This window comes from Streptomyces canus (assembly GCF_041435015.1).
Classification (GTDB): domain Bacteria; phylum Actinomycetota; class Actinomycetes; order Streptomycetales; family Streptomycetaceae; genus Streptomyces; species Streptomyces canus_G.
Map to the genome: position 1 here is coordinate 8,999,177 of NZ_CP107989.1, position 25,972 is coordinate 9,025,148.

Sequence of the window (25,972 nt, forward strand, 5' to 3'; positions counted from 1 at the left end):
AGCTCAGTCCGCCGGCGGCAGCTCGCCCGAGCCCCGGGTGATCAGTCGGGTCGGCAGTTCGATCCGCTCCGGCGTCAGCAGCGTGCCGTCCAATTGGCGGAACAGCCGCTCGGCGGCCGTACGTCCCAGTGTCGCCGCGTCCTGGGCGACGACCGTGACGCCCGGCTGCAGCAGATCGGCGAGTTCGATGTCGTCGAAGCCGACGAGGGCGACTCTGCGGGTGTGTTCGGCCAGGACACGGATCACGGTGACCGTCACCCGGTTGTTGCCGGTGAAGATCGCGGTGACGGGGGAGGGGCCGGAGAGCATCCCCTCGGCTGCCGCGCGCACCCGCACCGGGTCGGTGACGCCCAGCGACGTCCAGGCGTCCGCCACCTCGATGCCGGCGTCCTCCATGGCGGCCCGGTACCCGCGCAGCCGCTCGGCCGCCGTGTGGATGCGGGGCATGTCGCCGATGAAGCCGATGCGCCGATGGCCGTGGGCGATGAGGTGGGCCACGGCATCGCGGGCACCGCCGAAGTTGTCGGAGAGGACGACGTCGGCGTCGATCCGGCCCGCCGGACGGTCCACGAACACCGTCGCCACGCCCGCCTTCAGCTCCGGCTCCAGATAACGGTGGTCGTCACCGGCCGGGATGACCACGAGGCCGTCCACGCGCCGGGCGCACAGCGCCAGCACCAGTTCCTGCTCGCGCTCCGGGTCCTCGGCACTGGAGCCGTTGATGAGCAGGGCGCCGTTGGCCCGGGCCACCTCCTCCACCGCGCGGCTGAGGGGACCGTAGAACGGGTCGGCGAGGTCCTCCAGGACCAGGCCGATGCTGGCGGTACGGCCCTTGCGCAGGACGCGCGCGCTGTCGTTGCGGCGGAAGCCGAGGGCCTCGATGGCCTCCCGCACCCGGTGCTCCGTCTCGGGTGTGACCCCCGGTTCGCCGTTGACCACGCGGGAGACCGTCTTGAGCCCGACGCCGGCCCGCGCGGCCACGTCCTTCATGGTCGGACGGTTGCCGTACCGGGTCGTGGCGAGGCGGTCTGCTCGGCTGTGGGTGTCGGGCACGATACGGCGTCCTGTCCTGTGGTCGACGGGGATGCGGCGGTCCATGATTTTGTATGAGGATGTGGCGTCGAGCATAGAGCCTGGACAACGTTGTCAGATGCGGGAGACACTGTCCACCGCAATCTGTCGGCCGGCGCCCCCACCGCGAGACCGGCCTGTCCATTCCTCAAGGTTGACCGGGGAGAACTGACACTGATGCACACCGACCTCGTGGCTGCGCTCGACATCGGCGGCACCAAGATCGCCGGAGCGCTGGTGGACGGCCACGGCCGGATCCTGCTCCGGGCGCAGCGCGCCACGCCCGCGCAGGAGGACGGCGACACCGTGATGCGCGCCGTCGAGGAGACCCTCGGCGAACTCACGGGCTCGCCGCTGTGGGGACGCGCGAACGCCCTCGGCATCGGCAGCGCGGGCCCGGTGGACGCCTCCACCGGCACCGTGAGCCCGGTGAACGTGCCAGGCTGGCGCGACTATCCGCTGGTCAGCAGGGTTCGCGAGGCGGCCGGCGGGCTCCCGGTCGAGCTGATCGGCGACGGGGTGGCCATCACGGCGGCGGAGCACTGGCAGGGCGCCGCCCGTGGGCACGACAACGCGCTGTGCATGGTCGTGTCGACCGGTGTGGGAGGCGGGCTGGTGCTGAACGGCCAACTGCACGCCGGGCCCACCGGGAACGCCGGGCACATCGGGCACATCAGCGTCGACCTCGACGGCGACCCGTGCCCGTGCGGGGCGCGCGGCTGTGTGGAGCGCATAGCCAGCGGTCCGAACATCGCCCGGCGCGCGTTGGAGAACGGCTGGCGGCCCGGTCCTGACGGCGACACGTCCGCCGCCGCGGTGGCCGACGCGGCCCGGGGCGGCGATCCGGTCGCCGTGGCCTCCTTCCAGCGGGCCGCGCAGGCACTCGCCGCCGGCATCGCCGCCACCGCGACCCTCGTCGAGATCGACATCGCCGTCATCGGCGGCGGGGTCGGCAAGGCGGGTGACGTCCTCTTCGAACCGCTGCGCAAGGCGCTGGGCGACTACGCGACCCTCTCGTTCGTCCAGCGCCTGACGATCGTGCCCGCGCAGATGGGCACGGACGCGGGGCTGGTCGGCGCGGCCGCGGCGGCGCTCGCGAAGCAGACGGACACGGCGGCGGCGGTCTGACACCGGGGCGGTGCGCGATGCCGACGATGTCGGCAGAAACGTTCACTTGGCGGCCGGGCCCGGGGCCCCGGCCGCCAAGCCCCGTCAGCAGCTCAGCCGCGCGTGCGCCCAGTCCGCGTGGTCCGAGTCGATGCCGTCCCCGCCGTCGGTGACGACGAGCCGGACCAGCCGGGCGCCGGTGATGTCCGCGCTGAGCGGCTCGGCCGGCATGGCGTTGGTGAGGACGCCGGTGGACGCCACCTTGGTGCCGTCCGCCCAGACCTCGAAGGCGACGGTGCCGTTCGCGCCCTTCTCGTCGTCGACACCGACGTCGGCGGTGACGGTCTCGCAGGCCGCGGCCGTGTAGTACTCGACGGCGCTCTCCGCGTGCACGCCGAGCCCCTTGGCGTAGACCACCCCGCCCAGGGTGATCGGATGACCGTCGCCGGCGGCGCTCTCCCCGTTGCTGGTGTTGCGTTCCACGGGACCGTAGCCGTTGGCGGCCGACAGCCACGGAAGGTCACCGAGCCCTGAGGTCCCCGGCGGCGGCGGCACCACCACGGTCGCGGTGAACGGCAGCACGTTCTCGGCCCGGACACCGGCCGGTGAGCGGTAACTCGCCTTGAGCGTCAGGTCGTACGACCCCGTCGGCGTCCCCTGTGGCGCGGTGACCGTCCACGTCGTGCGCAGCGAGCGGCCCGTGGACAGGGTCGCGGAGGTGGTCGGCGAGGTGGGCTTCACGGTCCAGCCCTCGGGGCGGGACAGCCGTACGGAGACTTGCCGGGCCGGGGTGCGTCCCAGGTCGGTGACGGTCGTCGTCAGCCGGGACCGCGTGCCGGCCTGGACCAACGGGCTGCCGTCCAGGCCGAGTTCGACGGCGGGCGGGTGCTGGTTCCACCTGCGGTCGGCAGATACCCGTACGAGGACCGTGCCGTGTGCCGGGACGGTCGCCGAGATGGTGCCCGCGGTGTTGTAGCTCTTGTGCTGCCACAGGTCGCGCAGGGTGTACGCGGCGGCGTCGGGCAGGCCGACGGCCGCGGCGGTGGTGGCGATGCGCTGCGGGCTGCTCGTCTCGTTGAACAGGGCGACCGCGCGGCTGCCGTCCTTCATCTCCTTGGCGACGACCCAGCGTCCGCCCTCGGAGGTGATGACGGAGCCCTGCTTGCCCAGCGGGTCCTGGTCGACGGCGATGACCTCCTTGTTGCCGAGGATCTCGAAGGTCTCGTCGGAGGCCGTGCGCAGGTCGCTGCCGATGAGCAGGGGGGCCGCCATGACCGACCACATCGAGAAGTGCGAGCGGTACTCGGTGGCCGTCATGCCGCCGTTGCCGACCTCCAGCATGTCGGGGTCGTTCCAGTGGCCGGGGCCCGCGTGGGGCGCGAGGGGCAGGTTCTGCTTGAGGATCGACAGCATCGAGCCCCAGGTGTCACTGATGTCCCCGGTGGTGCGCCACAGGTGTCCGACGTCCGCCGCCCACTCCCAGGGCTTGTTCTGGCCCCATTCGCAGATGCTGTAGACGATGGGTCTGCCGGTCGCCTCGAGGGCGTCGCGCATGGTCGTGTAGCGCAGTCTGGCGTCCACGCCCTGGTTGTTGCAGTTGTCGTACTTGAGGTAGTCGACGCCCCAGTCGGCGAACTGCTGCGCGTCGCTGTACTCGTGGCCCAGCGCGCCCGGGAAGCCGATGCTGCTGCACGTCTTCGTGCCCGCGCTGGTGTAGATGCCCAACTTGAGGCCCTTGGAGTGCACATAGTCGGCGACGGCCCTGATCCCGTTCGGGAAGCGGGCCGGGTCCGGGACGAGCTTGCCGTTCGCGTCCCGGTCCGGCAGGGCCCAGCAGTCGTCGAGGTTGACGTACTGGTACCCGGCGTCCTTGAGGCCCTTCTCGACGAAGATGTCCGCGATCCCCTTGACCATGGACTCGTTGAACTCCGCCCGGCAGTGGGTGGAGTTCCAGTTGTTGAAGCCCATGGGAGGGGTGAGGGCCAGGCCGTCGGCCAGGGCGGGTGACGCCGGTCCCTCCTCGTCCGCGACGGCGGGAGCCCCGGGCACCGCGAACAGCAGCACGGTGAGTGCGGTGACCATCCTTCGGCGGGGTGTGCGGGTGTGAAGGTGACGCATCGTTACGTTCCTCCGAACCGGCAGAAGGTGCGATGACGGCATGTACGCGTCATCCAGTGTGGGTTAAAGGTAGGACGTGTTGAACTGTGGTGGAAGAGAGCGGCACGGCACACGGCAGCGTGACCCATTCCGTCCGGCGACGTTGATCAGGCCATGAAGAAGCGCAGCATGCTCGCCATCGCCTCCCTCGCCACCGGCTTCGTCGTCGCAGCGGTCACTCCCTCCCACGCCCTGGGTGAGAACCTCGACCACGTCGACGTCGACAAGACCGTCAGCAGCCTCGACCACACCGTCGCCAGCGACAGTCTGGACGGCGTGGACGGGTCCGCCCTCGGGGGGAACGGCTGACAAGGCCTGCGCGCACCGCGGCGCCGGGGCCCCTTCGGACGAGGGGCCCCGGCGCCGCGTTTGTGCGCCCTCATCTGCGGCTGGTTTCCGTGGCAGGGTGGAGCGGGCAAGCCTCAGGGGGCCAAACAGAAGAGGGGGAGTCCGTGATCGTCTGGATCAACGGCGCGTTCGGTGCGGGGAAGACCACCGCCGCACGGGAACTGATCGAACTGATCCCGAACAGCACGCTCTTCGACCCCGAGGACATCGGCGCGGCGGTCGTGCGTCTGCTGCCGCCCAAGCACCTCACCGAGGTCGGCGACTTCCAGGACCTGCCGATCTGGCGGCGTCTGGTGATCGACACGGCGGCCGCGATGCTCGCCGAACTCGGCGGGACCCTCGTGGTCCCCATGACCCTGCTGCGCCAGGAGTACCGCGACGAGATCTTCGGCGGCCTCGCCGCCCGCCGGATCGCCGTCCGGCATGTTCTCCTCGCTCCGGCGGAAACGATCCTGCGCGAGCGAATAGCCGGGCGGGGGACCCCGCCGACCCTTCCGCTCGGCGAGATGGGGCAGGGGCATTGGGCGTACGACCACATCGAGCCCTACCGGGCCGCCCTCGCCTCCTGGCTCGCCGCCGACGCCCACGTGATCGACACCGGCGCGCTCACCCCGTACGAGACGGCCGCCCGCATCGCCGAGGACCTCGGCGCCGGGACCGTCCCGGTGTGCGACATCGTGCAGACCCCCGAGCCCACCGCCGAGACCGTGGCCGCCGGGGTCCTCCTGTTCGACGAGCGGGACCGGGTGCTGCTCGTCGACCCCACCTACAAGGCCGGCTGGGAGTTCCCCGGCGGTGTCGTCGAGCCCGGCGAGGCGCCTGCCCGGGCCGGCGTACGCGAGGTCGCCGAGGAGACCGGCATCCAGTTGGAGGACGTACCGCGTCTCCTCGTGGTCGACTGGGAGCCGCCCGCGCCTCCCGGATACGGCGGACTGCGCCTCCTCTTCGACGGCGGCCGACTCGACTCCGACCGGGCACGGGCGGTGCTGCTGCCCGGTCCCGAGCTGCGCGGCTGGTGTTTCGCCAGCGAGGAGAAGGCCGCCGAGCTGTTGCCGCCGGTGCGCTACGAGCGGTTGCGGTGGGCGCTGCGGGCCCGGGAGCGCGGGGCCGCGCTGTACCTGGAAGCCGGGGTTCCGATCGGCTGACGTCCGGGAGAGGCCCCGTCGGCATACGGCGCCGACGGGGCCTCGCCATGTTCGGGGCATGTTCGACTCAGGCAAGTGAAGGGCGAGAACCCGCCAAGGGAATCGTCGCGATACCTCCATGTCAGAGCTAACGAAACATCCCGCCCCCGTCAACTCTTGGCAACGAGCGCAAACAATCCCCTTTTCGGTCATTTTCCGCCTTGACCGGTCTCTCGGCGTGTTGCGACAGTCCGCTGAGTCTCACGGCGCCGCCAACGGCCGCCCCATGACGAGACCCTGTCCGCCGGCGAGGGCGAAAACTCCGCGCCGGCCCCAGCACAGACCCGGGACGTCCGCACGATGACGACGCAACAGCAGCCGATGCCCGCCGACACCGGCACCACGCAAGCCGGTGAACCGTCGCCGCACTCGCGCAGCGACGACACGGTCATCACCGGGCGTTCGCCCGCCCGTATGGCCTGGCGGCGCATCAGACGGGACAAGGTCACCCTGGTCGCGTTCGTGATCACCGTCCTGTTCGTCCTGGTCGCGCTGCTGGCTCCGGTCCTGACGGCCATCACCGGCTGGGGGCCGATCACCCCCGACGGCAAGGCGATCGACCCGGACACCGGCAACTTCCCGCGCGGCGCGCTGGGCGGCATCGGCCTCACCCACCTGCTGGGGGTCGAACCGGGCACGGGCTACGACCTGTTCGCCCGGATCGTCTACGGCCTGCGCACCTCGCTCCTCGTGGGCTTCGCCTCGGCCGTGCTGTCCACCGTCGTCGGTGTCGTGGCGGGCCTCGCGGCGGGGTACTCCGGCGGCTGGGTCGACTCCGTGCTGTCGCGGATCATGGACGTGATGCTGGCCTTCCCGCAGTTGTTGTTCATCATCGCGCTGACCCCGGTCATCCAGAACGCGATGCAGACCAACAGCCACGGCGGCACCGACGAGACCCTCCGGCTGCTGGTCCTCGTCCTCAACATCGCGGTGTTCGCCTGGGCCTACACCGCCCGGCTGGTGCGCGGGCAGGTCCTGTCGCTGCGTGAACGGGAGTTCGTCGACGCAGCGCGGATCATGAGCGCCGGGCGGTGGCACATCCTCTTCCGGCAACTGCTGCCGAACCTGTGGGCGCCGGTCCTGATCTCCTTCGCGCTGGCCGTCCCGCAGAACATCACCACCGAGGCGGCCCTGTCGTACCTCGGCGTGGGTGTCATCCCGCCCAACCCGGACTGGGGGGCGCTGCTGTCGGACGCCTCCCAGTACTTCCTCCAGGACCCGATGTACCTGTTCGTCCCCGGCGTCCTGCTCCTGGTCCTCGTCCTCGGACTCAACCTCCTCGGAGACGGAGTCCGGGACGCCCTCGATCCCCGCGCGGCCCGCAGCTGACGCGGTCCCCTCAACACCGGCACGCACGGCCCCACCCGGGTCGCACCGCCGAGCCGTAGAAGAACGGAGTGTTACCCAATGACGCGCAGAAGGCGCTCGATCGCGCTCGCGGCCACCGCCGTGGCGATCGCCCTGGGGGCCACCGCATGCGGGGGCTCCTCCAGCACCACCGGGAGCGGCTCCCCGACCAAGGGCGGCACGCTGACCGTCCTCGACCACGCCGACTTCGACCACCTCGACCCCCAGCGCGTCTACACGACCGAGGGTTCGAGCATGGACCAGGAGCTCGTGCGCACCCTGACCGGATGGGACGAGACCGGCTCCCAGCCCAAGCTCGTCGGCGATCTGGCCACCGACACGGGAACGCCCAGCAAGGGCGACACGGTGTGGACCTTCCACCTGCGCAAGGGCGTCGTGTGGCAGGACGGCACGGCCGTCACGGCGCAGGACGTCAAGTACGGCGTGGAGCGAACCTTCTCGCCCGACATCAACGGCGGTCCGCCGTACGCCAGTCAGTGGCTGGTCGGCGGCTCCTCCTACAAGGGGCCCTACTCGGGCAAGGAGCTCGCCTCCATCCAGACGCCCGACGCGTCCACGATCGTGTTCCATCTCGTCGAGCCCGTCGCGGACTTCAACGAGACGACCGCCATGCCCGGCTGGTCCGGGGTGCCCAAGGCCCACGACACGGGGTCCACGTACGACACCCACGTCTGGTCCGACGGACCGTACATGATCAAGTCGTACACCAAGAACAAGGAAGTCGTCCTCGTCAAGAACACGCACTGGAAGCAGTCGACCGACCCGATCCGGCAGCAGAACGTCAATGAGATCGACGTGAAACTCGGCCAGGACCAGTCGGCGATCGACCAGCAGATCAAGTCCGACGCCGGCACCGCCCAGACCTCGATCATGCAGTGGCCGATCGCGGGCTCCGACCTGACGACGATCTCCAGCGACCCGTCACTGAAGTCACGCCTCTACAAGATCCCGGCCCCGGGCATCAACTACCTCGCGATCAACACCACCCGGGTCAAGGACCTGAAAGTCCGTCAGGCCATCGAGGACGCGATCGACAAGACCACCGTCCGCGGCGCGTTCGGCGGCTCGGCGTACGGCGACTACGCGAGCACCATGATCAGCCCCGGCATCGGTGGCTACCAGAAGTTCAACCTCTACAGCACCAACCCCGCGGGCGACCTCACCAAGGCCAAGGCGCTGATGAAGCAGGCCGGAGACCCCAAGCTCACCATGTCACTGGCGGTGGAGAACACCACGACCGAGGAGCACTTCGCCGACGCGGTGAAGACCTCGCTCGGCAAGATCGGCGTCACCGTGAACATCACCCCGATCGACGCGGCCAACTACTTCAGCACGATCGACAACGTGAAGAACCAGTACGACCTGACCTGGGGCGACTGGATCGCGGACTGGCCGAACGCCTCCACCGTGCTGCCCGTGCTGTTCGACGGACGGCAGATCGCCAAGCTGCCGCAGTCCAACCAGGACCTGGCGTACCTGAACGACCCCGCGGTCAACGCGCAGATCGACAAGATCGCCAAGATGACCGACGTCAAGCAGGCCGACGCCGGCTACGGCGCCCTGGACGAGCAGATCATGAAGGACGCCGCGGTGGTCCCGCTGATGTACATGAACTTCAGCGAACTGGCGGGCTCCAAGGTCGGCGGGGTCATCCCGGACCCCATCCTCGCCGAGCCCAGTCTCGTCCACGTGTACGTCAAGAGCTGACACACCCCTCCTCGGCCCGCCGGCGGTCCCCGGCCGGCGGGCACCCCCTCTCACGTCAGGGTCCAGCACGACATGGTTCGTTACCTCATCCGGCGCCTGCTGGCAGCGGCCGCGATCCTGCTGGTGATCACCGTGATCACCTTCGTGATCTTCTTCGCGCTGCCGTCCGATCCCGCACTCCTGGCCTGCGGCAAGACCTGCTCGCCCTCCCGGCTGACCGAGATCAAGCATTCGCTCGGGCTCGACAAGAGCTTCCTCACCCAGTTCTGGGAGTTCTTCAAGGGCCTCTTCGTCGGCCGTGACTACGGAGACCAGAGTGTGCGCGTGCACTGCGGCGCACCCTGCCTGGGCATCTCCTTCCAGACCGACACCCCGGTCCTCAGCACCCTGCTGGGCGACTTCCCCGCGGACCTCTCGCTCGGGCTCGGCGCCGCGGTGTTCTTCCTGATCCTGGGCGTCGGCCTCGGCACGCTCGCCGCCGTCCGCCGGGGCAGGGCCGCCGACAAGGCGGCGGTGGGCCTCGCCCTGCTCGGTGTCTCCGTGCAGATCTACTTCGTCGGGCTGCTGCTGCTCTACCTGTTCGTCGACAAGTGGCAGATCCTGCCCGCCTCCGGCTACACCCCGATCACCCAGGACCCGAGCGCCTGGTTCGAGGGCCTGATCCTGCCGTGGGCCACCCTGGTCATCGTCTACCTCGCGCTGTACACCCGGCTCACCCGCTCCTCCATGCTGGAGGTCTTCGCCGAGGACTACATGCGCACCGCCCGGGCCAAGGGTCTGTCCAGCGGAAAGGTCGTCCTCAAGCACGGCCTGCGGGCCGCCATCACCCCGATCCTGACCATCTTCGGCATGGACGTCGGCTCGCTGATCGGCGGCTCCGCGGTCATCACCGAGTCGGTGTTCGGCATCAACGGCATCGGCAAGCTCGCGGTCGACTCGGTGCAGAACTCCGACCTGCCCGTCATCCTCGGCACCACGCTCTTCGCGGCCACCTTCGTCGTGCTCGCCAACGTGGTCGTCGACGTGGTCTACGGCCTCGTCGACCCCCGTGTCCGCCTCGCCTGAGCCCCCTCACCGCAGCAAGGAAAACCCCGTGTCCCTCCAGACCTCACCGCAACCGGCGGACGTCGATCCCTCGGCCGCCCCCTTCCTCGACGTACGGGACCTGCGCGTGCACTTCCCGACCGAGGACGGGATCGTCAAGTCCGTCGACGGAGTCTCCTTCACCCTGGACAAGGGCAGCACCCTCGGCATCGTCGGCGAGTCCGGCTCGGGGAAGTCGGTCACCTCGCTGGCCCTGCTCGGGCTGCACAAGGGCACGCGCGCGGTCGTCTCCGGGGAGATCCGGCTGGACGGCAGGGACCTGGTCGCCCTTCCTGAGCACGACATGCGCGCGCTGCGCGGCCGGACCGTCTCCATGATCTTCCAGGACCCGCTGTCCGCCCTGCACCCCTACTTCACCGTCGGCGCCCAGATCGCCGAGGCCTACAGGGTCCACCACAGGGTCTCGAAGAAGGAGGCCCGGGAGCGTGCCGTGGAGATGCTGAAACGGGTCGGCATCCCGCAGCCCGAACGCCGGATCCGGGACTATCCCCATCAGTTCTCCGGCGGCATGCGACAGCGTGCCATGATCGCCATGTCCCTGGTCTGCGACCCCGAACTGCTCATCGCCGACGAGCCGACGACGGCCCTCGACGTCACCGTCCAGGCACAGATCCTGGACCTGATCCGCGATCTCCAGGAGGAGTTCGGCTCCGCCGTCATCCTCATCACCCACGACCTCGGCGTGGTGGCCGACATCGCCGACGACATCCTGGTGATGTACGGCGGCCGCCGAATCGAGTACGGCACCGTGCACGACGTACTCAAGGAACCCCAGCACCCCTACGCCTGGGGGCTGTTGGAGTCGATGCCGCAGATCACCGGGGACGTCGAACGGCGGCTGAACCCGATCGCCGGATCACCGCCCAGCCTCATCAACCCTCCCGGCGGCTGCGCCTTCCACCCTCGCTGCACCTACAAGGGCTGGGTGCCGGAGGGGCGTTGCGCGACGGAGCGGCCCGAACTGGTGGCCGTCCGCGGCACCGGCCGGCACCTCGCCGCCTGCCACCTCACCCCGGAGACCAGGCAAGAGATCCGCCTGCGTACGGCTGCCGGGACCTCGCAGTGACCGCGGCGGACGAACAGGAGCATGCCGTGAGCACCACTCAGCCCGTTGCCGGGGAGCACCTGCTCGACGTCAGCGGCCTCACCAAGCACTTCCCGATCCGCCACGGCATCGTCTTCCAGCGGCAGATCGGCGCCGTGCACGCCGTCGACGGCATCGACTTCACGGTCGGCGCGGGCCAGTCGCTCGGTCTGGTCGGCGAGTCCGGCTGCGGCAAGTCGACGACGGGCCGCCTGATCACCCGGCTGCTGGAACCGACGGCCGGGAAGGTCGTCTTCGACGGCGAGGACATCTCCCACACCCCGGAGAACCGGATGAAGGAGGCGCGCCGGAACCTCCAGATGATCTTCCAGGACCCGTACTCCTCCCTGAACCCCCGGCACACGGTCGGCACGATCGTCGAGACGCCGATGCGGCTCAACGGCATCAACCCGCCGCAGGGCCACAAGAAGCGCGCCCAGGAACTGCTGGAGACGGTCGGCCTCAATCCCGAGCACTACAACCGCTACCCGAGCGAGTTCTCCGGGGGCCAGCGTCAGCGCATCGGGATCGCCCGCGCGCTCGCGCTGCGGCCCAAGCTCATCGTGGCCGACGAACCGGTGTCGGCGCTGGACGTCTCCATCCAGGCGCAGATCGTCAACCTGCTCCAGGACCTCCAGCGGGAGTTCGGCATCGCGTTCGTCTTCATCGCCCATGACCTCGCTGTCGTACGGCACTTCTGCGAACGGGTCGCGGTGATGTACCTCGGCAAGATCGTCGAGGTCGCCGACCGGCAGACGCTGTACACGCGGCCGAGGCATCCCTACACCCACGCACTGCTGTCCGCGGTGCCCGAGGCCGATCCGGACGGCGTCCGCCGGCGCGAGCGCATCCGGCTCGCCGGGGACGTGCCCTCGCCGGTGGACCCGCCGTCCGGCTGCCGCTTCCGTACCCGCTGCTGGAAGGCCCAGGAAAGGTGCGCGACCGAGGAGCCGCCGCTGGTGCGGGTGGCGGGGAACGCGGAGGGCCACCTGACAGCTTGTCACTTCCCGGAGGAGCCGAGCGTCGAGGCCCGCGAGGAGGACATCGTGCTCGATCCGGCCCTGACCGCACCGGGGGACAGCGCCTCGACGGCGTCGTGAGGGTACGGGGTGAGCCTGCTCTCCTGTTCCAGTCGCCGGTTGAAGTCGCCGACCACGACTGCAAGTCGGGCGTGCCGCGAGATGAGTGCGGCCGCCGCTGCGGGGATCGCGTCGGGGCGCTTGCCGTCGGCGCAGGCGCGGATGAACTCCTCGCGCTCGTCGCGGCCGAGGCCGTACTGGTCGACGACCAGCCAGTGCACCAGATAGGAGAGGGCGTAGGCGCGGTCGTAGCCCTGGTGGCGGTCGCAGAAGTCGCGTTCTTGCGGGGTGAGTTGGAAACGGCTCGACAAGGACAGCCCGTAGTCGGTCAGGTGGAGCCGGTGTCCGTCGGTGAGGATGTTGCCGAAGTGGGCGTCGAAGTGGATGAGTTGCCGCTGTTCACGGAGGAAGCCGGTGACGGCTTCGAGGCCCTGTTCCACGAGGGCGCAGGCCGACTCGGCGTTCTCCGTGCGCAGTTGGGCGGAGAACCAGTCGTGGAGGGTGTGCGGCAGGTACTCCAGGAACAGGGTCAGGCTCGCGGACGCCGTGCGCAGGGCCTCGACGCGCTCGCGGCCACCGCCCCAGTAGGCCACGCACCGCTCCACGTCGGCGAGTTCGGCGGGGAGCGGCTGTGGGAGGCCGGGCAGTACCCGCCAGTGGTGCAGCAGCGGGAAGCCCGGAAAGCTGCCCGAGCGCACCCAGTCGGTCGTCATCTCGTGCACGGCCAGCTCACGCCAGGCGCCGAAGCCGGGGCTGCCGATCGCGCCGATGCCGTAATGGAAGTGGGGCGGCAGGTCGAAGAGGTTCGCGGTGGAGCGGACGTGGTCCGGCTCGAGCTCGGTGGCGGTGAGCGGCACCTGCTTCACGAAGATCCGTACGCCGTCCACCTCCAGCAGGGTCGCCCGGCCGCCGACGCCGGTGCCTGCCGGTGTGCCGGATGCCACCAGGTCGGCGAGCGCGTCGTCGCTCAGGAATGCGAGGGAGGCGGTGGTGTCGGCGTGAGCGCTGAGACGCGTGGGGGAGACCATGGCCCCATGATCGGTCCCCTGTGGCCGAAACACGCGGGGCCCGCTTGGGCCCGGTACGTTGAACATGCCGAGTCACATTCCAGTCGACCGGCCACGGCGTCTGCGCCCCACCGCCGAAGCCGAGCAGCACACCGTCGGACAGTTCGGTGGCCTTCGACGGCCTCGCGAACTCGCCCTGCGACAGGTGCCGTAGGGCTTCCGCGTGCAGGGGGCGCTCCCGGTCCTGGAACACCGGCGGCCGGCCCGGTACTTCGCCTCGTGCGACGGGGGCGTCCAGCGGGTGCGCCGACACCTCGGCGCCGGTCAGAGCGCCCAACTCGCTCGCTCCGGCGACATGGTCCTCGTGGAAGCGGGGGAGCACGACCCGTCGTAGACGGGCGGCGATCGACGCGGCGGATCCTGCCGGGCCGGCTTCGGTGTCGACTCGGGCAGGCGGTTCAGCCCGCCGCGTAGTTGCGCAGGAACAGTGCCTCCGCCACCGACAGGTGCTCCAGCTCCTGCGGGGAGACGCTCTCGTTCACGGCGTGGATCTGGGCCTCGGGCTCGCTCAGGCCTATCAGGAGGATCTCGGCGTGCGGGTAGAGCGCCGCGAGGGTGTTGCACAGGGGGATGGAGCCGCCCTGGCCGGCGTACTGCATCTCCTGGCCCGGGTAGGCCACCGCCATCGCGTCGGCCATCGCCGCGTACGCCGGGCTGGTGGTGTCCGCGCGGAACGGCTGGCCCTGGCCGATCTGCTCGGTGCGCACCCGCGCGCCCCACGGCGTGTGCGTCTCCAGGTGCGCCTGGAGCAGCTTGGTCGCCTCGGCCGCGTCGATGCCCGGCGGCACCCGCAGGCTGACCAGCGCCCGGGCGCTCGCCTGCACGGACGGGGTGGCGCCGACGACCGGCGGACAGTCGATGCCGAGGACCGTCACGGCGGGGCGGGCCCAGATGCGGTCGGCGACCGTGCCGTCACCGATCAGGTCGACGCCGTCCAGGACCTTGGCGTCCGCCCGGAACTGCTCCTCGTCGTACTGGAGGCCGTCCCAGGACGCGTCCGGGGTGAGCCCGTCGATCGTCGTCGTGCCGTCCTTCGCGCGCAGCGAGTCCAGTACGCGGATCAGCGCGGCCAGCGCGTCGGGGGCGGCGCCGCCGAACTGGCCCGAGTGCAGGTTGCCCTCCAGGGTGTCGACCTGGACGCGGAGCATGGTCATGCCGCGCAGAGTGGCGGTGACCGTCGGCAGACCGGTGCGGAAGTTGCCCGCGTCGCCGATGACGATGGCGTTGGCGTCCAGCAGCCCCGGGTGCGCCTCGGCGTACCGCTCCAGACCGCCCGTGCCCTGCTCCTCCGAGCCCTCGGCGATGAACTTGACGTGGACCGGCACCCCGCCGTTGGCCTTGAGAGCGCGCAGCGCGAGCAGGTGCATGATCACACCACCCTTGCAGTCGGCGGCCCCGCGCCCGTACCAGCGGCCGTCGCGCTCGGTGAGCTCGAAGGGCGGGGTGGTCCAGCCGGCCTCGTCCAGCGGAGGCTGCACGTCGTAGTGGGCGTACAGGAGGACGGTCTTCGCGCCCTCCGGGCCGGGCAGGTAGCCGTACACGGACTGGGTGCCGTCCGGGGTGTCGAGCAGTGCCACGCCCTCGAAGCCCTCGGCGGTGAGCGCGTCCGCGACCCAGCGGGCGGCGGCCTCGCTCTCGCTCTTCGGGAACTGGTCGAAGTCCGCCACCGACCTGAACGCCACCAGCTCGGTGAGCTCCACCTGCGCCCTGGGCATCAGCGAGGCGACGGTCTCGGCGACCGGATTCGACGACATGGGCACGCTCCTGGTGGGTGCGACGTTGTACCTGTGAGTGCCGTAGATCCTCCCACAGTGGTCCGTGGGCGGGCCCGCCGTAGGATGCGGGAGACAGGTGCGGCAATGGCTTGATCGGGAGCAGCAGACCATCGTGAGCAGCGAGAACTCTTCGGCGGACGACTCTTCGGCGGACGGCGTGCAGGACGACGGACAGCGGGTGTGGGACGTCGTCGTGGTGGGCGCGGGACCCGCGGGGGCCTCGGCCGCCTACGCGGCGGCGGTGGCCGGACGGCGTGTGCTGTTGCTGGAGAAGGCCGAGCTCCCGCGGTACAAGACGTGCGGCGGCGGCATCATCGGCCCCTCGCGGGACTCGTTGCCGCCCGGCTTCGAGCTGCCGTTCCGGGACCGGGTGCACGCGGTCACCTTCTCGAACAACGGCCGCTTCACCCGCACCCGGCGCTCCAAGCAGATGCTGTTCGGGCTGATCAACCGGCCCGAGTTCGACCAGCAGCTCGTCGAGCACGCGCAGAAGGCCGGCGCCGAGCTGCGCACGGGCGTCACCGTCCAGCGCGTGGAGCAGCACGGCTCGTCGGTGCCCGACCGGCGTACGGTCGCCGTGCTCCTCCAGGGCGGCGAGACGGTGCTCGCCCGGGCGGTCGTCGGGGCCGACGGCAGCGCCAGCCGGATAGGAGCGCATGTCGGGGTGAAGCTCGACCAGGTGGACCTCGGCCTGGAGGCGGAGATCCCGGTGCCGGAGACCGTCGCCGAGGACTGGAAGGGGCGGGTGCTCATCGACTGGGGCCCGATGCCCGGCAGTTACGGCTGGGTCTTCCCCAAGGGGGACACCCTCACGGTCGGGGTGATCTCGGCGCGCGGTGAGGGCGCGGCCACCAAGCGGTACTTGGAGGACTTCATCGGCCGGCTCGGTCTCGCCGGGTTCGAACCCAGCATCTCCTCCGGTCACCTGACCCGCTGCCGTGCCGAGGACTCGCCGCTCTCGCGCGGGCGGGTGCTGGTGTGCGGTGACGCGGCGGGGCTGCTCGAGCCGTGGACCCGCGAGGGCATTTCCTTCGCGCTGCGCTCCGGGCGGCTCGCGGGGGAGTGGGCGGTGCGGATCGCGGAGGCCCACGACGCGGTGGACGCCCGCCGCCAGGCGCTGAACTACGCGTTCGCCGTCAAGGCGGGACTCGGTGTGGAGATGAGCGTCGGCAAGCGGCTGCTGACCGCGTTCGAGCGCCGTCCCGGCCTGTTCCACGCGGCACTGACGGGCTTCCGGCCCGCGTGGAACGCGTTCAGGGAGATCACCCAGGGTTCGACCTCGCTGGGCGAGCTCGTCCGGGGCCGGCCGATGGCCCAGCGGGCGCTGGCCGCGCTGGACCCGCGTCCCGCCGAGCGCGCTGCGGACGACGGAGTCACTTCGTGAGCGTGACGTGGAAGACGGGGTGGTCGGGGGCGATGCGGAGCAGGTCGGCGTCGGAGGAGTCGGGACCGACGCCGTTGAAGAAGACGCCGACCTCGGCCTTCCAGCGCTTGAGATAGGCGCGCAGGAGCGGGACCTTCTCGGCGTCGGCGACCTCGGTGGCGGTGAAGGCGTCCACCTTCTTGCCCAGGTGCAGCTCGCCGCCGCCGGCCGCACGCATGTTGTGGGTCCACTGGACGTGGCCGCGCGGGGCGACCAGGTACTGTTCGCCGTCCACGCTCAGCAGATTCACCGGGGTGGTGCGCCACTCGCCGCTCTTTCGGCCGCGGACCGCCAGGACGCGTGAGCCCCAGACGCTGAGCCCGCGGCGGGTCAGCCAGGCAACGGTGCGGTTGAGGATGTTGACCGTGAACCAGCCGGGCTTCTGGACGTGCGTGGACATGGAACCCCCAATATGCGGGAGAGCGTTGCTCTCTTTTGTGAGCACTGCTCTCTTCCGGTGTTCAGTCTGGCACGAGGTGGGGCGTCGGAGCAAGAGCGGTGCTCTCGTTTGTGTGCACCGCTCTTATTTCATGGGACACTGAAGCCTATGAGTACAGCACAAGGCGCCCGCGCCCGAGCCCGGATCGAGGTCACCGCCACCATCAAGGACGAGGCGCGCAGACAGCTCGCCGCGGAAGGCGCCGTCAAGCTCTCGCTGCGAGCCGTGGCCCGTGAGCTCGGCATGGTCTCCTCCGCCCTGTACCGCTACTTCGCCAGCCGCGACGACCTCCTGACCGCCCTCATCATCGACGCCTACGACTCGCTGGGCGAGAGTGCGGAACACGCGCACGCAGCCGTCGCGCAGGCGGGGCCGATGGAACGCTGGGTGACGGTGTGCGAGGCGGCACGCGGGTGGGCGCTCGCACACCCCCACGAGTACGCGCTGATCTACGGATCCCCGATCCCCGGCTACACCGCACCGCAGACGACGGTCCCGGCCGCCTCCCGCGTGGGACTCCTCCTCATCGGCATCACCCGTGATGCGCACCGCGGCCCTGGTCTGACCGGGCCCGCACTCGCCGATGAACTGCGCCCCGAGGCCGAACGCATTGCCGCCGACCTCGCCCCCGACCTCCCGCCCGAGGCCGCCACCGCACTCGTCGCCGCCTGGGCTCAGCTGTTCGGCCTGATCGGGTTCGAGCTGTTCGGCCAGTTCAACCGGGTGGTGGAGGACCGCGAACAGTTCTTCCGGCATGCGGTGACGCAACTCGCGCGGGGCGTGGGGCTGGCATGACGGGTGGGCGCCGCGTCCGCCGCGCCGCCCTCGCGTCAAGAAAGCCGTCGTACTTCGCCGGGAGTAGGCGTGATCACCACGCTCGGGGGACGTCCTGGTCGGACCGGGGCGTCTAGCGTGGCTGTCATGGACGGTGAGCAGGGCGGGCGCGGGGGAGGTTCGCCGCGCTGGTGGCGGCACGGGCCGCCGTGGTGGCGCAGTGCCGGCGGCGACGGGCAGGGCGCCCGGTGGCCGTGGCCGTCCACCCTGCTGCTCACGTTCTTCGTGCTCGGCGGGTCGAACTACGCGGCCCATCAGCAGGTCGGCGAGCGGGCCGCGCTCGATCCGTTCGCGCGGGCGCTGCTGGTGATCGGCTCCGGGCTGCTGCTGTGGCGGCATCGCCGGCCCGTACTCGTCGCCTTCGGTACGGCGGCTGCCGCGATGGTGTACCTCGGGGCCGGGTATCCGTACGGGCCCGTGTTCCTCGCCGTCGCCCTCGCCTGCTTCAACGCCATCGTGGCCGGGCACCGCAAGGCCGCCTGGACCGCGCTCGGGATGCTCTGGGCCGGGCATGTCCTGGTGGCCCACTGGCTCTATCAGTGGCTGCCGCCCTCCGGGGACTCGGCCGCCCCCTGGGGGCAGGAAGGGGTGATCGCCGCCTGGGTCGTTGCGATCGTCGCCGTCTCGGAGCTGGCCCGGACCCGGCGCGAACAGTGGGCCCGGGACCGCGCCGAACGCGCCCGGGCCGCACAGCGCCGCGCCGACGAGGAGCGGCTGCGGATCGCCCGCGAGCTGCATGACGTGCTCGCGCACAGCATCTCCGTCATCAACGTCCAGGCCGGCGTCGGCCTCGCTCTTCTCGACACCGACCCCGAACAGGCCCGCACCGCGCTCACCACCATCAAAGCCGCCAGCAAGGAGGCGCTCGGCGAGGTGCGCCAGGTGCTCGACACCCTGCGCACGCCGGGTGACGCGCCGCGCGCCCCCGCGCCGGGCCTCGACCGGCTGACCGAGCTGGTGTCCCAGGCGGCGGGCGCGGGCCTCACGGTCGAGCTGGAGGGATCGGCACCGGACCTGCCTCCCGGCGCGGACCTCGCCGCGTTCCGTATCGTCCAGGAGGCGCTCACCAATGTCGTACGGCACTCGGGATCGCGGCACGCGCGCGTGCGGCTCGAACACGACGGCGGTGCGCTACGGCTGCGTATCGACGACGACGGACCCACGACCGGCACCGACGCGGGCGGCAGCGGCAACGGTCTGGCCGGGATGCGGGAGCGGGCCGCCGCACTCGGTGGCACGATCGAGGCGGGCCCGCGTCCCGACGGAGGGTTCCGGGTGCTCGCCGTACTGCCGCTCGAGGTGAAGGCCAAGGAGGACGACCGGTGATCCGCGTACTGCTCGCCGACGACCAGTCACTCGTGCGGGCCGGCTTCCGGGCCCTGCTCGACGCGCAGCCGGACATCGAGGTGGCCGGTGAGGCCTCCGACGGCGAGGAGGCACTGGCCAGGGTGCGTGAACTGCGGCCGGACATCGTCCTGATGGACATTCGGATGCCGCTGCTCGACGGCCTCGCCGCGACCCGGCGCCTCACGGAGGACGACGCGTTGAAGGACGTGAAGGTGGTCATGCTCACCACCTTCGAACTCGACGAGTACGTCTTCGAGGCGATCCGTTCCGGCGCCTCCGGCTTCCTGGTCAAGGACACCGAACCGGAGGAACTCCTGCGCGCCGTAAGGGCGGTGGTGGACGGCGACGCGCTCCTCTCGCCGGGCGTGACCCGCCGTCTCATCGCCGAGTTCGCGGCCCGCTCCAAGGAACCCGCGGCCGAAGGTGCCCTCGCCGAACTCACCGAGCGGGAACGGGAGGTGATGGCCCTGGTCGGCATCGGCCTGTCCAACGAGGAGATCGCCCGCCGCCTGGTCGTCAGCCCCCTCACCGCCAAGACCCACGTCAGCCGCACGATGGTCAAGCTCGGCGCCCGCGACCGTGCCCAACTGGTGGTGCTGGCCTACGAGTCGGGGTTGGTGCGGCCGGGCTGGCTGGGCTGAGGGATCTGCTGCCGGAAGCGCACGAGGACACTGATCACCCGGGCGACGAAGACCACGGGCGCGATCGTCAGCCCGGTGCGCAGCAGCAACCTCTCGACGGTTCCGGGCAGTTCGAACAGCAGCGCCGGTCCGGCCACCGCCCCGAAGAGCACGGCCGCCGCGAACAGCGCACTGCACAGCGCGTATCCGATCTCGACGGTGATGGCATCCGTCTCGGCCTTGTTCCGGCGTCCCCCGTAAGTGTCCACGCTTGAAGTCTCACAGCCGTGTGCCCGGCGGAGCAAGCAGCTCGGCCGGGCACACGGTGTCGGAGGCGTCCCCCTCGTCGCGTACGGTGACGCGCTCCGCCTCCCGCACAGTGGACTTGGCGACCACGACGGACCGCTGCGGGCGACGCGGAGTGCGCAGTCCCGTGAGGGTGATCAGCAGTCCGGCCGCGGCGATGGCCGTGACCACGACAAGGCCGGGGCGGTAGCTGTCGAGGACGGCCTGCGGGGTGGCGTTCTCGGGGGCGCCCGCCGTCACCACGGCGGTCACGACGGCCAGGAAGATCGCACCGCCGACCTGGACCGAGGTGTTGAGCAGTCCGGAGACCATGCCCTGCTCGTGGTCCTCGACGCCGTTGGTGGCCTGGATGTTGAGCGACGGGAAGACCAGAGCGCAGGCGGCTCCGATGAGCAGCATCGACGGCAGGATCGCGGCGGCGTACCCGGGGTCCAGGTCGACACCCAGGAACAGTGCGTATCCGACGACCATCAGTGCGAAGCCGGCCGGGATCAGCCGCTGGGTGCCGAACCGGTCGACGATCGAGCCGACCTTCGTCGAGGACACCGCCACCAGCGCGCCCGCGGGCAGGAAGGCGAGCGCGGTGTGCAGCGCCGACCAGCCGAGCAGCGACTGCATGTACAGGGTCACGAGGAACTGGAAGCCCACGTACGAGCCGAAGAAGGCCATGGCACCCAGCTGGGCGCGGATCTGGGTGCCGGAGCGCAGCACGCCGAGCCGGACCAGCGGGCCCGGCGAACGCCGCTCGACCAGGACGAACACCGTCAGCAGTACGGCCACGGCGAGGAAGGACAGCAGGGTGCGGGCCGAGGCCCAGCCGGACTCCGGTGCCTGGACGACGGTGAAGACCAGCAGCAGCATCGAGGCGGTGCCGAGAACGGCGCCGGGGATGTCGTAGCCGTTGTGGTCCTTCTCGCGGGCGCTGCGCGGCAGCAGCTTGAGGCCGGCGACGAGCGCGATCAGGGCGATGGGCGCGGGCAGCAGCATGGTCAGGCGCCAGCTGGCCTCGGTGAGCAGGCCGGACAGCACCAGGCCCATGGAGAAGCCGGTGGCGGCGCAGGTGGTGTAGATGGAGAGCGCGCGGTTGCGCAGCGGGCCCTCCGGGAACGTCGTGGTGATGATCGACAGGCCCGCGGGCGCGGTGAAGGCCGCGCTCAGGCCCTTGATGAACCGGCTGGCGATCAGCAGCGGGCCCGAGTCGACGAGGCCCCCGAGCAGTGAGGCGACCGCGAACACGCCGAGGGCCACCAGGAAGACCTGGCGCCGGCCCAGCAGGTCGGCGGCCCGGCCGCCCAGGAGCAGCAGACCGCCGTAGCCGAGGATGTAGCCGCTGACGATCCATTGCAGTGTGGAGGTGGAAAGGCCCAGGTCGGCGCCGATGGACGGCAGCGCGACGCCGACCATCGACACGTCCAGCGCGTCCAGGAACATCGCGGCGCACAGCACCAGCAGGGTGCCCCAGAGCCTGGGTGTCCAGCGGACCGTTGAGGAAGGGTCCGCGGGGGTGGTGAGCGGAGAGGTCATGCCGACGACACTACATGCGCGTGCATCGAATGTAAGCGCATTTAATTCTGATGCAATAATTCTTCCTCTCTGCTACGGTGCCGCCCATGGCGGCGAAGAAGCCCGAGCGGGAGCTCGCGGAACAGTGGCGGGGCATCCTGGCGCTGCATGCGCGCACGCAGTGCGAACTGGACCGTGCTCTTCATCAACACGGCCTGTGCGGCAGCGACTTCGAGGTACTGGACGTCCTGGCCGACGGCGGCTGCGACTACCGCGTGCAGGAGATTTCCGAGCGGGTCCATCTGAGCCAGAGCGCGCTGTCGCGGCTGATCGCCCGGCTCGAGAAGGACGGGCTCGTCGAGCGCGGGATGTGCGCGGAGGACCGGCGGGGCGTGCGGGTGTCCCTCACATCGAAGGGACGCGCGTTGCACGGCGACGCCCTGCCGGTGCAACGCGCGGTCCTGACAAGGATGTTGGAGGCGTCCTAGCCCACGGCGGACTTCTCCCGCCACAGGCCGGCGACCGACACGTCCCCGGTCACCCGCGGGAACGGCAGCCGGTTCCACAGCGCCAGATACAGCCGTGCGGCGGGCCCGGACACCTCGCAGTCGGCGTCCCCCGCGTCGCCGTACTCGGCCGCGGGCGGTTCCTGCGTCAGTCGTACGGTCCACACGGCGCCGTCCGTCTCGCTCGCCCGCACTCGCAGCACCCGGGGCTCGTCGGTGCGGACCCTGCTCTTCGCGCGCGCGTGGAAGCCGCGCAGCAACTCGTCGATGCCGTCGGCCGCGAAGTCCCGGCCGAGATCCCCGGGGGTGCCGCCACGGGCCGCCTCCGCGTCGAAGCGGTGCACGGCCGTCTCGTGCGCCTGCCGCCGGGCCCAGAACGCGAGCGGCGACGGGGCCGGCAGGAACTGGAAGCACTCCAGGCCGGGGTCGGCGGAGCCGAGTGTGTCGACCAGGAGGCGGTGTCCCTCGCGGAACCAGGCGAGCAACTCCCCACCGTCGAGGTCGGGTCGGTCGGGGAAGGGGACGCGGTCGGAGCGTCCTTTGGCCACGAACGCGGCCGCCCAACGGTGCACTGTCCCTGTGTGCTTCAACAGGTCCCGCACCTGCCAGTCCGGACAGGTCGGCACCTTGGCGTCCGGTCCGGCCTGCTCGGCCGCCGACGCGAGCAGCAGGCCTTCCCGGTTCAGGATGCTGATGAATTCGGCAGTCTCCATGGAGCGAGTGTGCCCCAGAGCGATGCCCTGCTCGCGCGCCTTCCGCACTTCGTCGTCAGGCGATGAATCGACGAAGTCACCAGTCACGGGCGGCCTGAAGCAGGTGGTCGCGGACCAGTGCCACGTGCGGGTTGCCGGAGGTGCCGGGCCGCTGGACCAAGAAGCTCGTGTTGAGGGGCGGGTCTTCGGGGTCGTGGAGCAGGACCAGTGTCCCCGACCGCAGCTCCTCTACGCACAGATAACGGGGGAGCACGGTGAATCCGGTGCCGCCGGCGACCGCGGCCTTGACCGCGTTCAGGTCCGGCATGGTGACCGCGGGCTGCCGGACCAGACGTCGGCCGAAGACATGCCGCCAGTAGCGGCGCACGATGGGCAGATCGTCGGCATAGGCGACGAGCGGGACGCCGTGCAGCACGGCCACGACGGACGCGGGTGCGCCCAGCCGCTGTGCCCAGGTGGGAGAGGCCACCAGCACGAACTCCTCGTCGTTGAGGGGCACGGCCGTGAGGGTCCGGCCGCGCGGCCGGAAGGTGGCGATCACCAGGTCGTGGCGGCCTGCGCGCAGGTCGTCCAGGAGCGGTCCGGTCAGACCCGGCGTGATGCGCAGCCGTACCCCCTGGTCCACCAGGGGAGCGAGACCGGGCAGGACGCACCGGGACAGCAGCTCGGCCGGGCCGGCGAGATGCACCGGCTCGGCCGGGGCGTCCTCCCTGCCCCCGGCGGACCCTGCCACCGTGGCGAGCGAGTCCAGGGGCTGCACGATCCTGGCGGCGAGCTCGTCCGCGTAGGGGGCCGGGGTGACGCCCCGCGCCCGGCGCTCGAACAGTTCGCGGCCCAACTGCCGCTCCAGCGTGCGGATCTGGGTGGTGACCGTGGGCTGGGACAGGCCGAGCAGACGGGCGGCGGCGGTGAAGGAGCCGGTGCGGTACACCGTCAGGAACGTCCGCAGCAGGTTCAGGTCCAGAGGGGCGCCGAAGGCCTGCCCCGGCTCCTCCGAGCCATTGGTGTTCCTATCCCTCATATGCGTGAGCCTATTGGATTTCTATGGCCGGGCGGGACTACGGTCTCACCATGTCGAAGATTCTCTTTGTGATGACCGGTGCCGACCACTGGACCCTGGCCGACGGCACCCAGCACCCCACCGGCTTCTGGGCCGAGGAGGCCGTCGCCCCCTACGAGGCCTTCAAGGCCGCCGGACACGAGATTGTCGTGGCCACCCCGGGCGGTGTCGTGCCGACCGTGGACAAGGGCAGCCTCGCGGCCGAGGTCAACGGCGGCCAGGAGAACGCCGACCGCATCGCCGGGGTGCTCGCCTCGGCCGCCGAACTCCAGCAGCCGGTACGCCTTGAGGACGTGAACCTCGACGACTACGCGGCAGTCTTCTACCCCGGCGGCCACGGGCCCATGGAGGACCTCGCGGTCGACGCGGACTCGGGCCGCCTGCTCACCGTCGCCCTGGAGAGCGGCAAGCCCCTCGGTGTCGTCTGCCATGCCCCCGCCGCCCTGCTCGCGGCGACGAAGGCCGATGGCTCCAACGCGTTCGCCGGGCGCCGGATTGCCGCCTTCACCAACGCCGAGGAGACCCAGGCGGGCTTCGCCGACAAGGCCAAGTGGCTGCTCCAGGACCGGCTCACCGAGGCCGGCGTCCAGGTCGACGTGGCCGAGCCCTGGGCTCCGCATGTGATCGTCGACGGCAACCTGGTGACCGGGCAGAACCCGGCGTCCTCCGCGCCCCTCGCCGTCGAACTGCTGAAGAAACTGGGCTGATTCCCCGGGCTCACACTCCGAGAGAGGGCAGCACCACGGCGTCGATGTAGGCCCCGACGAAGGCCGGGTCGGCCGACTTGTCCTCCAGCAGCTGGTGGGCGATCACGCTGCCCAGCAGCGCGTAGGAGACGTAGGACAGGGCGGCGGTGTCCGCGGGGACCTCGCCGCGCTCGACGGCCTGTCCCAACAGCGCCTCGAGACTGCTCAGTTCGGGAACGACGAGCAGTTCACGCAGTGCCGCGAGGAGATCGGGGTGGGCGTGGGCGGCCTGGAGGACACCCCGCATCAGGGCGGTGTCCTGCTCCATCCGCAGGCCGTCCATCTGGGCCACCACCGCGGTGAAGTCGCCGCGCAGGGACCCGGTGTCGATGCCGGCGAGGGTGGCGGGCTTCTCATGGCGCAGCGCCTCGGCGACCAGCTGCGGCTTTCCTGCCCACTGGCGATAGAGGGTGGCTTTGCTGCACCGGGTCCGGGCGGCTACGGCGTCCATGGTGAGACTGTCGTAGCCGACCTCCCGGAGCAGGTCGAGGACGCTCGTGTACAGCTCAGCCTCGCGCTCCGGCGTCAGACGGCTGCGCCGTCGGCGCCGGGCGGAGCCCGATTCCACCGCGCTTGCCGAGGTCAAACGTCCGCCGCCGTTGCCGTCCATGCGCGCCACATCCAAACGAAACAGTTTCGTACACAACCAGGCTAGCCCTGCGCCGTCAGATGCGAAACCGTTTCGGTGGTGAAATGGCTCATGGGCAGCTTGGCCGGGAGCCCCCCGGAGGAACCGCGCACGGCAGGCGTGTCACGGGTCGCGACCGCGGCGTCCCAGGGATCCGCGAGTTCGCCGCAGGCGCCAAGGTCGCCCAGCGGACCCTCCACTCCCACCGGGTCGAACGCGACGACCTGATCCTGGCCGACCTCGGCAGCCCCCGCCGCGTGCTGCACCTTCGAATGCCCCGACCACCATCGGGGACGTCCTCTTCGACGCCGAACGCAGGGGCGAACTCCACCGCCGTGAGGGGCTCCTCGACCGTTCCTGCGCGGAGCGTGTGCCCGAAGAACAGTGGACCGAGCCTCTGAGACTCCTCAAGTCGCTTGGCGGGCACGGAACATGACCGTCACGATGAGCCGCATGTCGGGAATCGCGGGACTGAACAAGAAACACAACTTCGTGCTGCTCGTCCGGGACGCCGACGTCGTCGGAGCGGCCCTGCGCCAGGCGCTGGCCGAGGCCGCGCCCGAGGAACGCCCAGGGCTGGAACGCGCCATGGCACTCGTCGAGTCCACCGCCGCCGCCACCGAGGCCGAGCTGCGCGCCCGCTGGGTCCGCTCCCGGTGGGCCGCCGCCGGCTTCACGGGCGACATCACCTCGGTCGCGGCGGTGCGGGCACTGCGCAAGGCGGAGCCGAAGCTGAGCCTGTTGGCGGCCGTGGAGTTGCAGAAGGACGCGGTGGCCCATCCGGAGTGATCCGGCC

At 70.7% G+C, this 25,972-nt stretch carries 27 protein-coding genes; 16 read left to right on the forward strand and 11 right to left on the reverse strand.

What is annotated here, in order from left to right:
- Positions 1–3: 3 nt before the first annotated feature.
- Positions 4–1,053, reverse strand: a complete 1,050-nt coding sequence (locus tag OG841_RS41010; protein ID WP_328636749.1) for a LacI family DNA-binding transcriptional regulator — start codon at positions 1,051–1,053, stop codon at positions 4–6.
- 195 nt (positions 1,054–1,248) lie between these two features.
- Here OG841_RS41010 and OG841_RS41015 point away from each other — a divergent pair, with 195 nt between their 5' ends.
- Positions 1,249–2,199, forward strand: coding sequence for an ROK family protein (locus OG841_RS41015; RefSeq protein ID WP_328636748.1), 951 nt, complete (start codon positions 1,249–1,251; stop codon positions 2,197–2,199).
- 84 nt (positions 2,200–2,283) lie between these two features.
- Here OG841_RS41015 and OG841_RS41020 read toward each other — a convergent pair whose 3' ends face one another.
- Positions 2,284–4,296: an NPCBM/NEW2 domain-containing protein gene (locus tag OG841_RS41020; RefSeq protein ID WP_328636747.1), complete on the reverse strand. Its 2,013-nt coding sequence runs from the start codon at positions 4,294–4,296 to the stop codon at positions 2,284–2,286.
- Positions 4,297–4,449: 153 nt separating this feature from the next.
- Here OG841_RS41020 and OG841_RS41025 point away from each other — a divergent pair, with 153 nt between their 5' ends.
- The 7 genes from OG841_RS41025 (at position 4,450) to OG841_RS41055 (ending at position 12,230) form a co-directional block, all read left to right on the forward strand.
- Positions 4,450–4,644, forward strand: coding sequence for a hypothetical protein (locus tag OG841_RS41025; protein ID WP_328636746.1), 195 nt, complete (start codon positions 4,450–4,452; stop codon positions 4,642–4,644).
- A 143-nt stretch (positions 4,645–4,787) separates the two neighbouring features.
- A complete protein-coding gene (locus tag OG841_RS41030; RefSeq protein WP_328636745.1) occupies positions 4,788–5,828 on the forward strand; it encodes an NUDIX hydrolase in 1,041 nt (346 codons plus the stop codon).
- 339 nt (positions 5,829–6,167) lie between these two features.
- Positions 6,168–7,196, forward strand: coding sequence for an ABC transporter permease (locus OG841_RS41035; protein WP_328636744.1), 1,029 nt, complete (start codon positions 6,168–6,170; stop codon positions 7,194–7,196).
- A 78-nt stretch (positions 7,197–7,274) separates the two neighbouring features.
- A complete protein-coding gene (locus OG841_RS41040) occupies positions 7,275–8,942 on the forward strand; it encodes an ABC transporter substrate-binding protein (RefSeq protein WP_328636743.1) in 1,668 nt (555 codons plus the stop codon).
- 72 nt (positions 8,943–9,014) lie between these two features.
- Positions 9,015–10,007: an ABC transporter permease gene (locus OG841_RS41045; RefSeq protein ID WP_328636742.1), complete on the forward strand. Its 993-nt coding sequence runs from the start codon at positions 9,015–9,017 to the stop codon at positions 10,005–10,007.
- Positions 10,008–10,035: 28 nt separating this feature from the next.
- A complete protein-coding gene (locus OG841_RS41050; protein WP_328636741.1) occupies positions 10,036–11,112 on the forward strand; it encodes an ABC transporter ATP-binding protein in 1,077 nt (358 codons plus the stop codon).
- Entirely contained in the window at positions 11,109–12,230 is a 1,122-nt protein-coding gene (locus OG841_RS41055) for an ABC transporter ATP-binding protein (protein ID WP_328636740.1), read from the forward strand. Before OG841_RS41050 ends, OG841_RS41055 begins: the two co-directional genes overlap by 4 nt.
- Here the strand turns inward: OG841_RS41055 and OG841_RS41060 are convergent.
- Positions 12,131–13,237, reverse strand: coding sequence for a protein kinase family protein (locus OG841_RS41060; RefSeq protein WP_365123378.1), 1,107 nt, complete (start codon positions 13,235–13,237; stop codon positions 12,131–12,133). The two genes, OG841_RS41055 and OG841_RS41060, sit on opposite strands and share 100 nt — an antisense overlap.
- A gap of 202 nt (positions 13,238–13,439) precedes the next feature.
- Here OG841_RS41060 and OG841_RS41065 point away from each other — a divergent pair, with 202 nt between their 5' ends.
- Positions 13,440–13,610 carry a hypothetical protein gene (locus OG841_RS41065; RefSeq protein WP_365123380.1) on the forward strand — a complete coding sequence of 57 codons (171 nt, stop codon included), beginning with the start codon at positions 13,440–13,442 and terminating at the stop codon, positions 13,608–13,610.
- 64 nt (positions 13,611–13,674) lie between these two features.
- Here OG841_RS41065 and OG841_RS41070 read toward each other — a convergent pair whose 3' ends face one another.
- Complete coding sequence (locus OG841_RS41070) at positions 13,675–15,030, reverse strand: dipeptidase (RefSeq protein ID WP_328636738.1); 1,356 nt, start codon at positions 15,028–15,030, stop codon at positions 13,675–13,677.
- A 133-nt stretch (positions 15,031–15,163) separates the two neighbouring features.
- On the opposite strand from OG841_RS41070, the gene OG841_RS41075 reads away from it, so the two are divergent.
- Entirely contained in the window at positions 15,164–16,435 is a 1,272-nt protein-coding gene (locus tag OG841_RS41075) for a geranylgeranyl reductase family protein (protein ID WP_328636737.1), read from the forward strand.
- On the opposite strand, the gene OG841_RS41080 is transcribed toward OG841_RS41075, so the two are convergent.
- On the reverse strand, positions 16,425–16,874 hold the full coding sequence (locus OG841_RS41080; protein ID WP_371569430.1) for a nitroreductase family deazaflavin-dependent oxidoreductase: 450 nt from the start codon (positions 16,872–16,874) through the stop codon (positions 16,425–16,427). The two genes, OG841_RS41075 and OG841_RS41080, sit on opposite strands and share 11 nt — an antisense overlap.
- Positions 16,875–17,021: 147 nt before the next feature.
- On the opposite strand from OG841_RS41080, the gene OG841_RS41085 reads away from it, so the two are divergent.
- The 3 genes from OG841_RS41085 to OG841_RS41095 all read left to right on the forward strand — a co-directional run bounded on the left by OG841_RS41085 (position 17,022) and on the right by OG841_RS41095 (position 19,735).
- A complete protein-coding gene (locus OG841_RS41085) occupies positions 17,022–17,708 on the forward strand; it encodes a TetR/AcrR family transcriptional regulator (RefSeq protein ID WP_371569431.1) in 687 nt (228 codons plus the stop codon).
- Positions 17,709–17,834: 126 nt separating this feature from the next.
- Entirely contained in the window at positions 17,835–19,073 is a 1,239-nt protein-coding gene (locus tag OG841_RS41090) for a sensor histidine kinase (protein WP_328636734.1), read from the forward strand.
- Positions 19,070–19,735 (forward strand): response regulator transcription factor, encoded by a 666-nt coding sequence (locus OG841_RS41095; protein WP_328636733.1) that lies wholly within the window; start codon positions 19,070–19,072, stop codon positions 19,733–19,735. The genes OG841_RS41090 and OG841_RS41095 overlap by 4 nt, the downstream gene beginning before the upstream one ends.
- Here the strand turns inward: OG841_RS41095 and OG841_RS41100 are convergent.
- Entirely contained in the window at positions 19,696–19,983 is a 288-nt protein-coding gene (locus tag OG841_RS41100) for a DUF6332 family protein (RefSeq protein WP_371569434.1), read from the reverse strand. The genes OG841_RS41095 and OG841_RS41100 overlap by 40 nt on opposite strands.
- Positions 19,984–19,993: 10 nt before the next feature.
- Entirely contained in the window at positions 19,994–21,544 is a 1,551-nt protein-coding gene (locus OG841_RS41105) for an MFS transporter (RefSeq protein ID WP_371569436.1), read from the reverse strand.
- Positions 21,545–21,630: 86 nt separating this feature from the next.
- Here OG841_RS41105 and OG841_RS41110 point away from each other — a divergent pair, with 86 nt between their 5' ends.
- The gene (locus OG841_RS41110) at positions 21,631–22,011 is read left to right on the forward strand and encodes a MarR family winged helix-turn-helix transcriptional regulator (RefSeq protein ID WP_371569439.1); all 381 of its coding nucleotides are present in this window, start codon (positions 21,631–21,633) and stop codon (positions 22,009–22,011) included.
- Here the strand turns inward: OG841_RS41110 and OG841_RS41115 are convergent.
- Together OG841_RS41115 and OG841_RS41120 are read right to left on the reverse strand one after the other, a co-directional pair.
- The gene (locus tag OG841_RS41115) at positions 22,008–22,742 is read right to left on the reverse strand and encodes a maleylpyruvate isomerase family mycothiol-dependent enzyme (RefSeq protein ID WP_371569442.1); all 735 of its coding nucleotides are present in this window, start codon (positions 22,740–22,742) and stop codon (positions 22,008–22,010) included. The two genes, OG841_RS41110 and OG841_RS41115, sit on opposite strands and share 4 nt — an antisense overlap.
- A 76-nt stretch (positions 22,743–22,818) precedes the next feature.
- Positions 22,819–23,763, reverse strand: coding sequence for a LysR family transcriptional regulator (locus OG841_RS41120; RefSeq protein ID WP_328636728.1), 945 nt, complete (start codon positions 23,761–23,763; stop codon positions 22,819–22,821).
- Between the two features lie 50 nt (positions 23,764–23,813).
- Here OG841_RS41120 and OG841_RS41125 point away from each other — a divergent pair, with 50 nt between their 5' ends.
- On the forward strand, positions 23,814–24,509 hold the full coding sequence (locus tag OG841_RS41125; protein WP_328636727.1) for a type 1 glutamine amidotransferase domain-containing protein: 696 nt from the start codon (positions 23,814–23,816) through the stop codon (positions 24,507–24,509).
- 10 nt (positions 24,510–24,519) lie between these two features.
- Here the strand turns inward: OG841_RS41125 and OG841_RS41130 are convergent, their stop codons facing one another.
- Both OG841_RS41130 and OG841_RS41135 read right to left on the reverse strand, forming a co-directional pair.
- A complete protein-coding gene (locus tag OG841_RS41130) occupies positions 24,520–25,173 on the reverse strand; it encodes a TetR/AcrR family transcriptional regulator (RefSeq protein WP_371569445.1) in 654 nt (217 codons plus the stop codon).
- A 26-nt stretch (positions 25,174–25,199) separates the two neighbouring features.
- Entirely contained in the window at positions 25,200–25,442 is a 243-nt protein-coding gene (locus OG841_RS41135) for a hypothetical protein (RefSeq protein WP_328636725.1), read from the reverse strand.
- A 187-nt stretch (positions 25,443–25,629) separates the two neighbouring features.
- Here OG841_RS41135 and OG841_RS41140 point away from each other — a divergent pair, with 187 nt between their 5' ends.
- Positions 25,630–25,965 carry a hypothetical protein gene (locus OG841_RS41140; RefSeq protein WP_328636724.1) on the forward strand — a complete coding sequence of 112 codons (336 nt, stop codon included), beginning with the start codon at positions 25,630–25,632 and terminating at the stop codon, positions 25,963–25,965.
- Positions 25,966–25,972 lie beyond the last annotated feature (7 nt).